The following is a 14,031-nucleotide window of genomic DNA, read 5'->3' on the forward strand; positions in this document are numbered from 1 at the left end:
AGTAGAGCAAAAACTCTTATTGTTTATTATTGCTTCAGGTAGAATGCAACCAAAAGCAGTACAGCTGTAAGCTAAAAAGGTAGTAATAAAATGTCTCTTGAAAAATACCATATTGTCAGACTTCTTCAGCAACAAAGCCAAGCTTTAGGCGATAATGTTGCCCTTGAAGGTTTTGAAATGGCGGCTCCTTGGAATACGGTTTCTTGGCAACACTTTGATACTATTACCAGTAAAATAGCACAGTTGTTGATCGACTTTGGCTTGCATGTACAAGATAAAGTGGTCATTTTGGCACAAAATAGTCCACAGTGGAGCTGTGCTGATATCGGCTCGCTGAAAGCCCGTAATGTTGTGGTGCCGGTTTACCCAACCAGTACTATGGAACAAGCGGTTTTTATTGTCAGTGATGCCCGCGCAAAAGTCATTTTTGCCGATGATGAAAGCCAATATGCTACCGCCTGTAAAATTCAAGCTCAATGCCCAAGTGTTGAGCATATTGTGGTGTTCGGCAGTGCGGTGACATTGGTCTCAGATGAGCATTTTCATTTAGATACCCTGTTAAGTTCGGTCCCCTCATCCACTAGCGAAGCAGAACTCACACAGCGTTTGTCGCAAACCTCTTTAGATGACTTGCTAACCCTCATTTATACTTCTGGTACAACAGGTGATCCTAAAGGCGTGATGTTGGATTATCGTAATATTGCATCAATGGTTGAGCAGCATGATACCGAGATAGCTTTTAAAGAAGGTGATGTGTCATTAGCATTCTTACCGTTAAGTCATGTGTTTGAGCGTGGCTGGAGTTTTTACGTGTTATGTCGTGGTGGCCGAAATGTGTATTTAAATGATACCCATAGAATTAAACAAGCTATTGCAGCAGTAAGACCACATACTTTATGTGTTGTGCCGCGTTTTCTTGAAAAAGTGTACAGCGCAGTACATGACAAGGTAAATACTGCGCCCGCTTTACGCCAAAAATTATTTCATTGGGCAATAGGCGTAGGCGCTCGACAATTTGAAGTCAGTCAAGGTCGCCAACCTGCAAACTTGATGTTATCTGCGCAGTGGAAATTGGCGAATAAACTTGTGTTTAGCAAGTTGCAAAATCTATTAGGCGGGCGGTTGAAGTTTATGCCTGTCGGCGGCGCAGCCCTTGATGTTAATGTGACGGCTTTTTTTCACAGTATTGGTGTGCCTATTTTATGTGGTTACGGCATGACAGAAACTTGTGCCACAGTAACCTGCAATACATTAAGCAATCGTGTTACTGGCTCAAACGGCAAACCTTTACATGCAATGGAAATTAAAATCGGTCACAACAGCGAAATTCTGGTGCGCGGTGATACCGTCATGCGGGGATACTTTAACCGACCTGAAGATACCGCTGAGGCTTTTGAAGCGGGTTGGTTAAAAACCGGTGATGCAGGCGTAATAGATGCCAATGGCAACCTGTATATCACTGATCGCATTAAAGAGTTGATGAAGACCTCTAATGGTAAATATATTGCCCCACAACGTGTTGAAGGCAAAGTCAGTTGCTGCCCGTTTGTAGAGCAAGTGGCGATCATTGCCGATGCTAGAAACTATGTGTCGGCCTTAATTGTACCAGCATTTGAAACATTAGAAATTTGGGCGAAAGAGAAAGGTATTAATGTTGAAAGCCCTGTGGATTTATTGCGCCACAGTCAAGTAGTCGATCATTTTGAGCAACGCTTAAAAGAGCTACAACATGAGCTTGCCAGCTTTGAGAAAATCAAAAAGTTTACTTTGCTTCCGGAAGCTTTTTCAATGGAGTCAGGGTTAATTACCCCGACTATGAAGCTGAAGCGTAAGAATATTTATAACAAATATGCTAACGAAATTAACGCTATGTATTAATGCCTCTATTAATTGAGTCATTAATTGTTAGATATTGATTAAAGGACGCTTAGGCGTCCTTTATGCTTCTTGAGCGTTGATTTTAAAAGCTAATACTTAGTGATAATTGTCAGTATTTCTATGGAGGGTACAATACTTTATTTCAAACTCAGGATACGTAGAGGGAACTATGGGGATAATCACGGTAAATGGACAACCGACTTTTCAATCAAGCACTCAAGCTTTTTATCATAATCAATTGAAACAAAAAGTATTAGCCAATATTGATACCGAAACGCTTTTTAAAAAAATCGACGCTATATGGGGGCTTTCTGGAGCAGGGATTGTTTATATTGATAGTCAATATAATATTGTTGAGTTGAGGAAGTTTGAACCTGTTTGTCAGCTTAATCCCATTAAAATAGTATTAAGGGAGCCGCCACAGTTAATGAGTCAAATAGAGTTTGCTGCTCATTTGCGAGGAAGCCAAGGCAAAGTTCGTGAATCTAAATTAGTCGGTGAGGTCACTGGTGCAGTTTTAAGTTGTAGTGCAGCACTGATTGGTTGGTTTGTGGTCGTAGGGAGTTCAGTTGCAATTCCATTAACCGGCGGCACAAGTACAGCGATAACATATTTAGCTTTGGGAGCGACTGCAGCAAGTTCACTTCAATGTGCTAACGGTGGTTATAGAGTGTTGAATGAAGTTTATGCACCTGAGCAAAATGATTATCTTGATGATCAAGTATGGTATCAAGCATCTACAACAGCAATTGATTTGGTCTCTTTAGCTGGTGCGGGTGCATCAGCGGCAGTCACGTTAAAAAGTATTAAGTTAATGCAGGCGCAAACGGGAAAGACGACATATGATTTGTTAAAAGGGCTATCACGACCTGAGCAAAGGAGATTAAGTGCAGAGTTATTAAGATTGAATATTCCTGGAGTATCTAAGAAAGCGTTTAAAAACATGGTTAAAAAAGGCGTTATTAAACAATACTCAGGAAGACAAATCACTGCATCTTTTAGGCTACAAATAACCGATGCTGTAGGTGCAGCGGTAAGTTTTTCTGGTAGTGTATTTTCTGACACTGTGAGGAATTTGGCTATTGGTATTTATCAAGAGATGGTTGTTGAATGATGGAATATAAGCAGAACACAAACAATTCCGAGGTTGGGTTAATACCACCAATACGGTCGATAGTGTTGTTTTTAATCGCTTCACTGTTAATGACCGTATCAATAGGCATGATAACCTCGTTAATCATGTCGTTCTATTTTTCCTCAACCCCAGAAGTCACGTTAGTAGCACTTGCTGTCGTTGTTTTATTTTTTTGCTGGGTTAATTTTCAGGTTGTGCTGGGTTCATTTTTCGCGGTTAAATTATTGAAATTCCTTATTTACGCTTTGTTAGTGCTGTTAATTCCATTGATTGTAATAGATGGTTTTTCAGTAGGAGTGTTTATGTTTAAGTTGGTTGCCGCTTCTGCTGCGGTATTATCGATATTTATTCTGAACAGTAAGCAATATCATATTTTTGTGCAGCATCGATTAAATAGCGTTGAAGATTATAAATTAGTCCAAGCGGAAGTTGCGGCTGAAGAGCTGGCTAAACGTAACAGAGATAGCTAATGGATAAATTGGCTAAGTTCAAACCAGTGTAACTACAAATATGCAGCATCACAGAACTGTCATCAGTTTTTATTATGCTAGAAGCTAGTACTAGCTTACTGACGACATTGATTTGAAAAAACTTAAGCGCTATCAATATGAACGTTATGCTGTGTTATGCAAGGTGACCTATAGACCTGACTTTTCGCCAGAAAAGCTCGGTTTTTCAGCAGAAAATTACCAACAAATTACGAATCGTTGGGGCAATGTTTGCGCACGTATTCTGTGGCGTGAAGATCAAACGGAAGTGCTGGTGGTATTTCGCGGCTCGCAAACGGTGAATGAGTGGTGGATTAACACCTGGTGTTGGCCGGTAACCAAAGTTTTTGCTGATACTGAATATCGAGTGCATGCAGGATATGAATATTTACTTGAGCAAGCCGCTAACCCAAAAGCCCCTGAGTATCTGGCTGATATCAGCCTTTATCAACAATTGTATAGTATTCTGACTCCTTTGATTCAATCCGGTAAACGTATTAGTTTAACTGGACATTCATCTGGCGGTGCTATGGCTATTCTAGCCGCGGATAGATTAGAGCGAGCCTTTCCCAAAGCCATAAAGCGGGTGGTGACATTTGGTCAACCTGCACCGGGCTTTAAAAGTTTTCAGCAGCAATATTTACTGCATAGACGGACTTATCGTATTTGTTGCGGTGTTGATATGGTGACCTTTTTACCGCCTTTACCGGGTATTTATTATCATGTGGGTAAAATGTTGTGGCTTCATAATGAAAGAATTTATGACAATATTCATCCGGTAAATCGATTTTTATTAAGTATGATCAGCTGGTGGCTATCACCGTTTGCATATCATTACATGCATAAGTATATTCGGGACAAAGACTTTTTTGATGATGTTTGATGACTTGATTAGAATATTGTGACTGCTAGATTGAGTTTGGTGGTAACGATATTGAATCTACCAATAATAAAAATAAGGAATTACCGTGTCAGTTACTCAGTTTTCAATGGACTTAACACCGCGTTTTTGTGAAACCGACGCTCTAGGGCATATTAATAATACCGTGCTTCCGGTGTGGTTTGAGGCAGCGAGGGAGCCTATTTTTGAAATAGTGAACCCAGGGCAAGATTTATCAAAGTGGAACATGATTATTGCTGGATTTACCATAGCGTTTAATGCGCCGACATTTTACGGTAAAACCGTCACGGTAAAAACCCACATTAGTCGTATTGGTAATAGTAGCTTTGAAATCGCTCAAAGTTGTTGGCAAGAGGGCAAGCAAACGGCAGAAGCGAAGACCACTATGGTGCACTACGATTATAAAACCGAGAAAAGCCAGCCCTTGTCTGAGGCGGTAAAAGTTCAATTAGCCGATCTAACTGGGTAACTTCTTGCGATAGCAAGTCGGATGATAGCGACTCATTAACGCAGAAATTTTTGAACGTAACTGCAACTGGCTTCTGTGGTCAGTTGCTGTTCATTCGCCCAGCTTAATCCTGCTCGAACTAATTTTTCAGCTACGCCTTTACCGCGCATTGATGGTGGCACAAAAGTATGGTGAAAGTTGATGGTTTTATTGGCTAGACGATACTCTAACATGGCTTGATCTGGTGCTGAGCCCACGATAAAACGAAGCTGCTCTGGCTGATGAACTACAGTAATATCATTCATACTTTTTCCTTATTATTTGGCATAAAGCGTTAGTGCATCAAGTAAGGGCGCTGTTAGATCGGCTTTTTTACCTGTTCTAAAGTTGAACATGACTACTTTTGCCCAGCCTTGAGTGGTAATCGCTTGTTGTGCTTCACTAAATGCAGTGTAGTGCATGGTAAAACGGTCCGCTTGAATATCACTAATGGTCACGCCAACAATTAAAGTATCAGGAAAGGTCACTGGACGTTTATAGCGTGCGTTCGTTTCACTTAACACTGGGCCGATGCCCGTTTTATGTAAGTCTTCTAGTAAGTTTATTTGATTAAAAAAATCTAATCTGGCGGTTTCGAAATACCTAAAATAAACGGCATTATTAACATGCTGTAGAGCATCCATTTCGCCCCATGCGACCGGAATTCTGGTGTGAATAGGGTGCTCAGCGATAAAGTCTTCCATGGTTTGTCCTTATTATTGGCAGTCGGTATCAATTTTTTAAACGATCGTTTATATATACCACCAATCTAGCAATCATTGATACTGACAACAAGTGTAAAAACACGTTATGTTATTGTTTTGCCATAAACTTAAATGGCTTTATTTATATGTATGTATTCTGACGCGATAGTCAAAGTGAGTGAGATAAATGTTTGCACGAATAAAGTCGTTTAAATTACCTAAAGCAACCTCAATACCTAAATTAATATTCCAGCAGTGTATTAGCCAGCTTATTGTATTACGAGATCAATTATCTATTGCGCAAAAACTCTATTTAGTGGCAGTTATGTTGCTGATTTTTAAGCAACCATTGGCATTAGTTGCCCTGATTAGTTTAATCGCTATATTGTTAGAGTTTTGGCCTATTTTTGAGAAAGTGTGGCACAGCTTAGCAGGCAAAGCAGTACTGTTATTGTTTTATGCTCTTATTGCTAATTTTGCTTTGGCTAATGCTAGTGCGGTAGTCAATGACGTTGTTGGCGTGCCAGCACAACACTTTAATTACACACATAATTTTGCCATTTTGCTATATATTCCAGCGTGGTTTATTACGATTAGCGGAATTGTATTATTTTTAGTGCAAATCATGTCACCAGCTTACTTCATACTACTATGGATGTTGAGACCACTTGGCATTAAGCTTCCTCTGTTTTTTAAGCATAGTACTTTTCGGCGCAGTACCTTTCTAATCAGAGTGATATTATCTTGTATTGTGCTTTACCATTTATGGATGTTGTTAGGAGTAGACCTTGAAGACAGTATCGAAGATCCTGATAGTCATGTGTCTCAGGTGTTAAATCAGCAAGATATTAATGTGGAAGCGGATATACTGAGTCAGCTTCAACCACCTCTAACCAAAGACATTGAAAACCGCAGTGCGATAGATGATATAAAGCTATTTGATAAAGAGTCTGAGGGCTTCAATATTAATGTTAATATACTTCAGGATATTGATTTTAATAAAGTTCATCATAATTATTATATTGGGGTGCGCAAGGCAGTGGCATTTTTTGCGTATACCTTTGAAGCAGATGGTTTCTCGCGTTGTGAAAAGTCGGTTGACTCACATATTGTAGAGTTAAATGACTATGAAATATTGGCTATTACGGAGAATAGTAATGCGCTTTATGACTATGATTTTGTGGTTAAGCCTTGTGTGTCTGCTACGTTTGGCCGAATGTTACCCAGACCTGCCAACGTGACTGAACAATAATGATTATCCCGCACATTCTTATGTGCGGGGGATTTTTGCTTATACTGATAGCTCATCAAATGTGGTAATGGTTTTGAACTTAGTGGCTTGGGTGCTGGGCCCTCTCACCATTTGACAAGTCATTAAACCCGCAGCCTCAGCTGCTTTTAACTCTTCAACTTTGTCGGAAATAAACAGTAATTGTTTGGGCTTTAGGCTGATGGTATTACAAATGTTGCTATACGCTTGTTTGTCTAATTTATTGCCGGTACGAGTATCAAAGTGGCCGCTAAATTTAGCGGTTAGGTCACCTGAATCTGTATGGCTAAACAGTAATTTTTGCGCGTCAACAGACCCAGATGAAAAACTATAAATACGCAGATTAGCATTAAGAATTCGATCAATATTGTCGATGAAATCTGGGTAAATATGGCCTTTAAATTCTGAGCGATTATAACCCTGCTTCCAAATCAATCCCTGTAAGGTTTTTAAGGGGGTGAATTTACGGTCTTCATCAATCCATTGGCATAAAATTTCATTTACACGGGCAATATCAGCTTCTGGCTCAAGGGCTATATCTTTAACATCACTAATACAATAATCAACTAATGCATTGCTTTGATTTTGCTCTAGGAAGTCAGCCATTGCTTTTTTGGAGTAAGGAAATAATACATCCTGAATAAAGTTTAGATCGGTAGTGGTACCAGCGGTATCAACGATGATGGCTCTAATACTCATAATGTTTTTTGACTCCAAATAAACAAATTAACTTGACTATGATCCTATGCTTTATTGCTGCTAATGGCTAGTTTAATTGCATTCCCTAAGCTGAGGATTTGTTGTAAGTAAATCATCAATCACAACAAATGTTTGAAAGTTGTACGTTTAGCCTAAAAAGATAAGTTAGGATTAATTAGGTGATTCATTTTAAGGCAGAATTTGACTCAAGTTATACGAGTTTATTCTAAAAGACGTGCTATGTTGCACTGGCTTAAAGCGTATGTTTAATGAGGGAAGTTGCTACGGTAAAGTCTTCGCAGAAAAACGCATTAGTCATCAGGGGTAATGAAGTATCATTCGATAAGGCATCTTAGTTGCGTGATTTATTAATCAGGTATGATATTTTATCGAATAAGATTGTTATTTGTCATTCATTTAGGGCTGTTAGTATGATTTCAAAGTGGGCAAAACGTTTTTTTCAAATGGCCGAGTTAGTAGGGTCTTGGAGCAAAGACCCGTCGACTCAAGTGGGCGCGGTGATCACCAAACATAATCGCATAGTGTCTGTTGGCTTTAATGGTTATCCGCATGGAATTTCAGACAGTGCTGAAACCGACGACCGGGACATGAAGCTGCTTAAAACATTGCATGCCGAAGAGAATGCGATTTTGTTTGCCAAGCGAGATTTAGATGGTTGTGATATTTGGGTAACACATTTTCCTTGTCCTAATTGTGCAGCAAAAATCATTCAAACGGGTATTACTGGAGTGTACTGTCCTGAGCAGAGCGAAGATTTTCTTTCTCGTTGGGGAGAGAAAATTAAAATCAGCCAAGATATGTTTTTACAAGCAGGCGTAACAGTGAACTGGTTGCCACTTGATGAGTTAGTCGACAAGTAAATTGAGTGAGCTTAAATAAAATCGCCCTGATGGGCGATTTTATTGTCTATGTTTGTTGAGATTGCTTTATTTATGGGTGTTGAATGATTTGTCCTGCTTTAATGACTTGCTCGCAAGGGTTTACCCCAAAAGTGTAGGAAAGCTCTGCTGGTGAACTAATATCCCACAAACAGAAATCGGCTTGTTTGCCTACCACTAAACTGCCCACTTTATTGTCGATGCCTAATGCTTTGGCGGCATTAATCGTCAAGCCTTTTAGCGCTTCTTCAGGGGTCAGTTTAAATAATGTACACGCCATATTCAGCATCAATTTAGTTGAGCAAATGGGTGATGATCCTGGATTGAAATCACTGGCAATTACCATTGGTACCTTGTATTTACGCAGTAAATCTATAGGTGGTAGCTTGGTTTCACGTAGAAAGTAATATGCACCAGGCAGTAATACCGCGCAAGTTCCACTTTGGCTGAGGGCTTTTACGCCTGCTTCGTCTAAATGTTCAATATGGTCGACTGACAATGCGCCCAGTTTGGCGGCTAATTCACTGCCACCGATATTAGACAATTGCTCGGCATGCAGTTTTATGGCTAACCCCGCTTGTTTGGCTGCTGTTAGTACTCGCTCAGTTTGTTCAAGATTAAAGGCAATACCTTCGCAAAACACATCAACCGCATCGGCAAGTTTATGCTCTATCACCTGTGGCAACATCTCATTTATAACTAAATCGACATAAGCATCAGGCTGGCTTTTATATTCTGCTGGAATGGCGTGGGCGCCCAAAAGGTGGTGCGCACATCAATATGATGATGCTCGCCGAGTTCACGCGCAACCCTAAGGAGTTTTAATTCGGTTTCGGTATCTAAGCCATAACCTGATTTAATTTCAATTGTGGTAACACCTTCTTTAGCCAGTGCATTTAAACGCTTACGACCCAGATCAAACAAGGTTTCTTCATCGGCTTCTCGGCAGGCTTTAACGGTTGAAATAATACCGCCGCCAGCTTGGGCAATCTCTTGATAACTTGCACCTTGTAGGCGTTGTTCAAACTCATTAGCACGACTGCCAGCAAACACTAAATGGGTGTGGGCATCAATTAAACCAGGGGTGATCCATTTACCTTTACCACGGTAAATAGGCGTGGCTAGGGCATCAAACTCAGGAAGTTCAGCACGAGGGCCTATCCAGGCTATTTTGCCATCTTTTACCGCAATCGCACCTTGAGCAATAGCGCCATAACTTTCTGTTCGGTTAGGGTCCATGGTGGCAATGTTAATGTCTATCCAAACGTGATCAAACGTCATGGCGGCCTCGATAGTGATGAGTTTATTAATGATCAAACAATACTTGCTTTTGGTTGTATATACAAGGTAATGTTAATGACGATTGTATGGTGATGACAAGCCGTTTACTGACGAATTTTGAGACAAAGGTGTTATGGCACAAGCGAAGTTTGCACAGATAAAACAGTTCATTCTTAATAAGATAGAAGCTGGTGAGTGGCAAGAGAACGATCAAGTTCCCTCTGAAAACCAACTAACCGAAATGTTTAGTTGCAGCCGTATGACCGCAAGACGATCGCTCACCGAATTGGTTGAAAGCGGTGTTCTAGAACGCACTCAAGGCGTAGGTACGTTTGTTGCGGGGCTTAAATCTCAGTCATCTTTGTTAGCGATTCGTAACATTGCTGATGAAATTAAAGATCGCGGCCACGGTTACAGTGTGAAGCAGTTGCAGCTAAGTCAAATTGAGTGCACACAGCAGATAGCCAATGCGTTAGGTGTCGATGTTGGCAGTAACGTTTTTTATTCCGTATTGGTGCATTGTGAAGATGGAGTACCGCTGCAAGTAGAAGAGCGCTTTGTTAATCCATCATTAATCCCCGATTACCTGTCACAGGATTTTGCACTGCAAACACCGCACGAGTATTTATCAGAAGTTGCGCCGTTAACAGAAGCAAAACACATCATTGAAGCCGTTATGGCCAATGAACAAATTCAACAACGATTGGCGATATCAGCCACTGAACCATGCTTGCAAATCATACGCAGAACATGGTCACGTAAAGGCATTGTCAGTTTTGCACGACTTACCCATCCGGGCAGTAAATTCCGCTTAGGTGGTCATTTAACCATCAAGCGATAAGCGCTTTAAATAGCAACGTTGACCCTCCAATATTTGGTTCAGCGACTAAGCGTTAATGATTTTGATGACACAACTAAAAAAGATTTAGAACAAAAAAACAAACCGAACAGGTTGAAGAGGAAAGTATGGATAAAAGACATGACCCAAGCCGCCGCATCATAGCACCACATGGCACCACACTCAGCTGTAAAAGCTGGTTAACAGAAGCAGCGATGCGGATGTTAATGAACAACTTACACCCAGATGTTGCTGAACGCCCAGAAGATCTGGTGGTTTACGGTGGTATTGGCCGTGCAGCAAGAGACTGGCCAAGCTATGACAAAATTATTGAAGTGCTGCAGCGTCTTGAAGATGATGAAACTTTATTAGTGCAATCAGGCAAACCCGTTGGTGTGTTTAAAACTCACAGTAATGCACCACGAGTGATTATTGCTAACTCAAACCTAGTACCGCATTGGGCTAATTGGGAACACTTTAACGAGCTCGATAAAAAAGGTTTGGCTATGTATGGCCAAATGACCGCGGGTTCGTGGATTTATATTGGCTCGCAGGGCATTGTCCAAGGCACTTACGAAACCTTCGTCGCCATGGCAAATCAACACTTTGGTGGTTCATCTGCTGGTAAGTGGATTCTAACCGGAGGGTTAGGTGGCATGGGCGGTGCTCAGCCGCTTGCAGGCACGATGGCAGGCTATTCAGTATTAACCTGTGAAGTGGATGAAACCCGTATCGATTTTAGAATGCGCACCCGCTATGTAGACAAAAAAGCCAAGACGTTAGATGAAGCATTAGCCATGATTGATGAAGCCAATAAAAGTGGCAAGCCTGTATCTGTCGGTTTGTTAGGTAATGCGGCCGATGTATTTACTGAGCTAGTCGAGCGTGGCATAACCCCTGATGTGGTGACTGACCAAACGTCGGCACATGACCCATTAAACGGTTATTTACCTCAAGGCTGGACATTAGAGCAAGCAGCCAGCATGCGTAAAACAGATGAAGCAGCGGTGGTAAAAGCGGCTAAACAGTCAATGGCAGTTCAAGTGAGAGCGATGTTGGCATTGCAAGCTGCTGGAGCAGCAACAACTGATTACGGTAATAACATTCGTCAAATGGCGTTTGATGAAGGTGTTGAAAATGCCTTTGACTTCCCTGGCTTTGTGCCTGCTTATGTGCGTCCTTTATTTTGTGAAGGTATCGGCCCATTCCGCTGGGTAGCCTTGTCGGGTGATCCAGAAGATATTTATAAAACCGATGCCAAAGTAAAAGAGCTTATTCCTGATAATCCTCATTTACATAATTGGTTAGACATGGCGCGTGAGCGTATTGCATTCCAAGGTTTACCTGCACGTATTTGCTGGGTTGGTCTAAAAGACCGTGCTCGTTTAGCGTTAGCCTTTAACGAAATGGTTAAAAATGGCGAGTTATCTGCACCAATCGTTATTGGTCGTGACCATTTAGACTCAGGCTCAGTAGCCAGTCCAAATCGCGAAACTGAATCTATGCTTGATGGTTCAGATGCAGTGTCTGATTGGCCATTAATGAACGCGCTGTTAAACACGGCTAGTGGTGCCACTTGGGTGTCATTGCACCATGGTGGTGGTGTGGGTATGGGCTTTAGTCAGCATTCTGGCGTGGTAATTGTTGCTGACGGTACTGATGACGCGGCGGCTCGATTAGGTCGAGTATTATGGAACGACCTGGCAACAGGTGTGATGCGTCATGCTGATGCAGGATACGATATCGCTAAAAACTGCGCTAAAGAGCAAGGTTTAGATTTACCTATGATTTCAAGTGACAAGGCAGGAACACAATAATGACTAAGCATAAATTCACATTAACACCGGCACACTCACATTGGCTGAGTTACGCCAAATTAGTCGCAATTCTGTTGAACTAACACTTGCCGAAAGCGCTTTTGCCGACATTAATAACAGTGCTGAAATTGTTCAGCAAGTATTGCGAGATGGTCGCACCGTTTATGGTATCAATACCGGTTTTGGCTTATTAGCGAATACCAAAATTGCGCCAAGTGATTTACAGCTATTACAGCGCTCAATTGTATTATCGCATGCGGCGGGTATCGGCCAATACATGCAGGATGCGACCGTGCGTTTAATGATGGTATTAAAAATTAACTCATTAAGCCAGGGTTTTTCGGGTATTCGTCTTGAGGTGATCAACTTCCTTATCAAGCTGGTTAATGCCGGTGTTTATCCCTGTGTGCCAGAAAAAGGTTCAGTGGGTGCATCGGGTGATTTAGCTCCGCTGGCGCATATGTGTTTGCCTTTATTAGGCGAAGGCGAAATGAGTTACCAAGGCGAGTTAATTAGCGCCAAAGAAGGCTTAGAAATTGCCGGTCTACAACCTTTAGAGTTAGCCGCTAAAGAAGGCTTGGCATTACTTAATGGTACCCAAGCTTCTACCGCGCTGGCGTTAGAAGGTTTGTTTAATGCTGAAGACTTATTTGCCGCCAGCTCAGTGATTGGTTCAATGAGTGTTGAAGCCGCTATGGGCAGTCGCAGTCCGTTTGATGCGCGTATTCACGCAGCTCGAGGCCAGAAAGGCCAAATTGACTCTGCAGCTATTTTCCGTCATCTATTGGGTAATGACTCTGAAATAAGCCAAAGCCATGCAAACTGTGACAAGGTGCAAGACCCGTATTCACTTCGTTGCCAACCACAAGTATTAGGTGCCTGTTTAACTCAAATTCGCCATGCTGCAGATGTACTGGGCGTTGAAGCAAACGGCGTAACAGATAATCCATTAGTGTTCCAAGACACGGGTGATATTTTGTCAGGTGGTAACTTCCATGCTGAACCGGTTGCAATGGCGGCGGATAATTTAGCGATTGCGATAGCCGAGTTAGGTTCGATTTCTGAACGTCGTATGGCGTTGCTGATTGACTCTAGTTTATCAAAACTACCGCCATTTTTAGTCAATAATGGTGGGGTTAACTCGGGCTTTATGATTGCACAGGTTACCGCAGCAGCCCTAGCATCTGAGAATAAAACCTACGCGCATCCAGCATCGGTAGACAGTTTGCCAACGTCTGCAAACCAAGAAGATCATGTGTCTATGGCAACATTTGCAGCACGTCGTTTACGCGATATGAGTGAAAATACCCGTGGCGTGTTGGCAATTGAATTATTGGCAGCAGCACAGGGGCTTGATTTTAGAAAGCCATTACAACCAAGCGCAGCGGTTGCCAAGGCAAAAGCCGAGTTACGTGAGGTTGTGACCTTTTATGATCAAGACCGCTTCTTTGCACCAGATATTGAAAGTGCGATAGACCTATTGATGCAAGCAAACTTCAATACTTACTTACCTATGGGTATGATACCAAGCCGCTAGGGATACAGCTTTCAAGCATAGCGCTAAAGCTGAAGTTAAGCAGTAAAAGGACCGCAAGGTCCTTTTTTACTTTCTGCAAGGTGTCAGAAATAATGAT

Annotated in this window: 14 protein-coding genes and 1 pseudogene; 10 read left to right on the plus strand and 5 right to left on the minus strand. The window is 41.7% G+C overall.

What is annotated here, in order from left to right; all coding sequences use genetic code 11:
* Positions 1-90: 90 nt before the first annotated feature.
* Both L0B17_RS02445 and L0B17_RS02450 read left to right on the plus strand, forming a co-directional pair.
* Positions 91-1,878: an AMP-dependent synthetase/ligase gene (locus L0B17_RS02445; protein ID WP_235087326.1), complete on the plus strand. Its 1,788-nt coding sequence runs from the start codon at positions 91-93 to the stop codon at positions 1,876-1,878.
* Positions 1,879-2,047: 169 nt separating this feature from the next.
* The gene (locus tag L0B17_RS02450) at positions 2,048-2,992 is read left to right on the plus strand and encodes a hypothetical protein (protein ID WP_235087327.1); all 945 of its coding nucleotides are present in this window, start codon (positions 2,048-2,050) and stop codon (positions 2,990-2,992) included.
* Here L0B17_RS02450 and L0B17_RS02455 read toward each other — a convergent pair.
* Positions 2,958-3,101, minus strand: a complete 144-nt coding sequence (locus L0B17_RS02455) for a hypothetical protein (RefSeq protein ID WP_235087329.1) — start codon at positions 3,099-3,101, stop codon at positions 2,958-2,960. The two genes, L0B17_RS02450 and L0B17_RS02455, sit on opposite strands and share 35 nt — an antisense overlap.
* 214 nt (positions 3,102-3,315) lie before the next feature.
* Here L0B17_RS02455 and L0B17_RS02460 point away from each other — a divergent pair, with 214 nt between their 5' ends.
* From L0B17_RS02460 to L0B17_RS02470, 3 genes are all read left to right on the plus strand, one after another.
* Positions 3,316-3,483 carry a hypothetical protein gene (locus L0B17_RS02460; RefSeq protein ID WP_235087330.1) on the plus strand — a complete coding sequence of 56 codons (168 nt, stop codon included), beginning with the start codon at positions 3,316-3,318 and terminating at the stop codon, positions 3,481-3,483.
* 112 nt (positions 3,484-3,595) lie between these two features.
* Entirely contained in the window at positions 3,596-4,384 is a 789-nt protein-coding gene (locus L0B17_RS02465; protein ID WP_235087332.1) for a lipase family protein, read from the plus strand.
* Between the two features lie 85 nt (positions 4,385-4,469).
* Complete coding sequence (locus tag L0B17_RS02470) at positions 4,470-4,871, plus strand: acyl-CoA thioesterase (RefSeq protein ID WP_235087333.1); 402 nt, start codon at positions 4,470-4,472, stop codon at positions 4,869-4,871.
* 35 nt (positions 4,872-4,906) lie between these two features.
* Here the strand turns inward: L0B17_RS02470 and L0B17_RS02475 are convergent, their stop codons facing one another.
* Both L0B17_RS02475 and L0B17_RS02480 read right to left on the minus strand, forming a co-directional pair.
* Entirely contained in the window at positions 4,907-5,155 is a 249-nt protein-coding gene (locus tag L0B17_RS02475) for a GNAT family N-acetyltransferase (RefSeq protein ID WP_235087335.1), read from the minus strand.
* A gap of 12 nt (positions 5,156-5,167) precedes the next feature.
* Complete coding sequence (locus tag L0B17_RS02480; RefSeq protein ID WP_235087337.1) at positions 5,168-5,593, minus strand: acyl-CoA thioesterase; 426 nt, start codon at positions 5,591-5,593, stop codon at positions 5,168-5,170.
* Between the two features lie 187 nt (positions 5,594-5,780).
* On the opposite strand from L0B17_RS02480, the gene L0B17_RS02485 reads away from it, so the two are divergent.
* Complete coding sequence (locus tag L0B17_RS02485; protein WP_235087338.1) at positions 5,781-6,845, plus strand: hypothetical protein; 1,065 nt, start codon at positions 5,781-5,783, stop codon at positions 6,843-6,845.
* A 39-nt stretch (positions 6,846-6,884) separates the two neighbouring features.
* Here L0B17_RS02485 and mtnC read toward each other — a convergent pair whose 3' ends face one another.
* The gene (mtnC, locus tag L0B17_RS02490; protein WP_235087340.1) at positions 6,885-7,562 is read right to left on the minus strand and encodes an acireductone synthase; all 678 of its coding nucleotides are present in this window, start codon (positions 7,560-7,562) and stop codon (positions 6,885-6,887) included.
* Positions 7,563-7,993: 431 nt separating this feature from the next.
* Here mtnC and L0B17_RS02495 point away from each other — a divergent pair, with 431 nt between their 5' ends.
* Positions 7,994-8,443 (plus strand): dCMP deaminase family protein, encoded by a 450-nt coding sequence (locus tag L0B17_RS02495; protein ID WP_235087342.1) that lies wholly within the window; start codon positions 7,994-7,996, stop codon positions 8,441-8,443.
* Positions 8,444-8,513: 70 nt separating this feature from the next.
* Here L0B17_RS02495 and hutI read toward each other — a convergent pair.
* A pseudogene (hutI, locus tag L0B17_RS02500) lies at positions 8,514-9,742 on the minus strand (imidazolonepropionase).
* Between the two features lie 133 nt (positions 9,743-9,875).
* Between hutI and hutC the strand changes: the two are divergent.
* The 3 genes from hutC to hutH all read left to right on the plus strand — a co-directional run bounded on the left by hutC (position 9,876) and on the right by hutH (position 13,934).
* Positions 9,876-10,583: a histidine utilization repressor gene (gene hutC, locus L0B17_RS02505; RefSeq protein ID WP_235087343.1), complete on the plus strand. Its 708-nt coding sequence runs from the start codon at positions 9,876-9,878 to the stop codon at positions 10,581-10,583.
* Positions 10,584-10,708: 125 nt separating this feature from the next.
* The gene (hutU, locus tag L0B17_RS02510; RefSeq protein WP_235087345.1) at positions 10,709-12,397 is read left to right on the plus strand and encodes a urocanate hydratase; all 1,689 of its coding nucleotides are present in this window, start codon (positions 10,709-10,711) and stop codon (positions 12,395-12,397) included.
* Between the two features lie 13 nt (positions 12,398-12,410).
* Positions 12,411-13,934, plus strand: coding sequence for a histidine ammonia-lyase (gene hutH / locus L0B17_RS02515; RefSeq protein ID WP_235089499.1), 1,524 nt, complete (start codon positions 12,411-12,413; stop codon positions 13,932-13,934).
* The last annotated feature ends 97 nt before the right edge of the window (positions 13,935-14,031 follow it).

Source organism: Shewanella sp. OMA3-2 (genome assembly GCF_021513195.1).
GTDB lineage: Bacteria > Pseudomonadota > Gammaproteobacteria > Enterobacterales > Shewanellaceae > Shewanella.

Coding starts and splice junctions, on each gene's coding strand:
- L0B17_RS02445 (WP_235087326.1), top strand. CDS start 91: ATGTCTCTTGAAAAATACCATATTGTCAGACTTCTTCAGCAACAAAGC.
- L0B17_RS02450 (WP_235087327.1), top strand. CDS start 2,048: ATGGGGATAATCACGGTAAATGGACAACCGACTTTTCAATCAAGCACT.
- L0B17_RS02455 (WP_235087329.1), bottom strand. CDS start 3,101: ATGCCTATTGATACGGTCATTAACAGTGAAGCGATTAAAAACAACACT.
- L0B17_RS02460 (WP_235087330.1), top strand. CDS start 3,316: ATGTTTAAGTTGGTTGCCGCTTCTGCTGCGGTATTATCGATATTTATT.
- L0B17_RS02475 (WP_235087335.1), bottom strand. CDS start 5,155: ATGAATGATATTACTGTAGTTCATCAGCCAGAGCAGCTTCGTTTTATC.
- L0B17_RS02480 (WP_235087337.1), bottom strand. CDS start 5,593: ATGGAAGACTTTATCGCTGAGCACCCTATTCACACCAGAATTCCGGTC.
- L0B17_RS02485 (WP_235087338.1), top strand. CDS start 5,781: ATGTTTGCACGAATAAAGTCGTTTAAATTACCTAAAGCAACCTCAATA.
- mtnC (WP_235087340.1), bottom strand. CDS start 7,562: ATGAGTATTAGAGCCATCATCGTTGATACCGCTGGTACCACTACCGAT.
- L0B17_RS02495 (WP_235087342.1), top strand. CDS start 7,994: ATGATTTCAAAGTGGGCAAAACGTTTTTTTCAAATGGCCGAGTTAGTA.
- hutC (WP_235087343.1), top strand. CDS start 9,876: ATGGCACAAGCGAAGTTTGCACAGATAAAACAGTTCATTCTTAATAAG.
- hutU (WP_235087345.1), top strand. CDS start 10,709: ATGGATAAAAGACATGACCCAAGCCGCCGCATCATAGCACCACATGGC.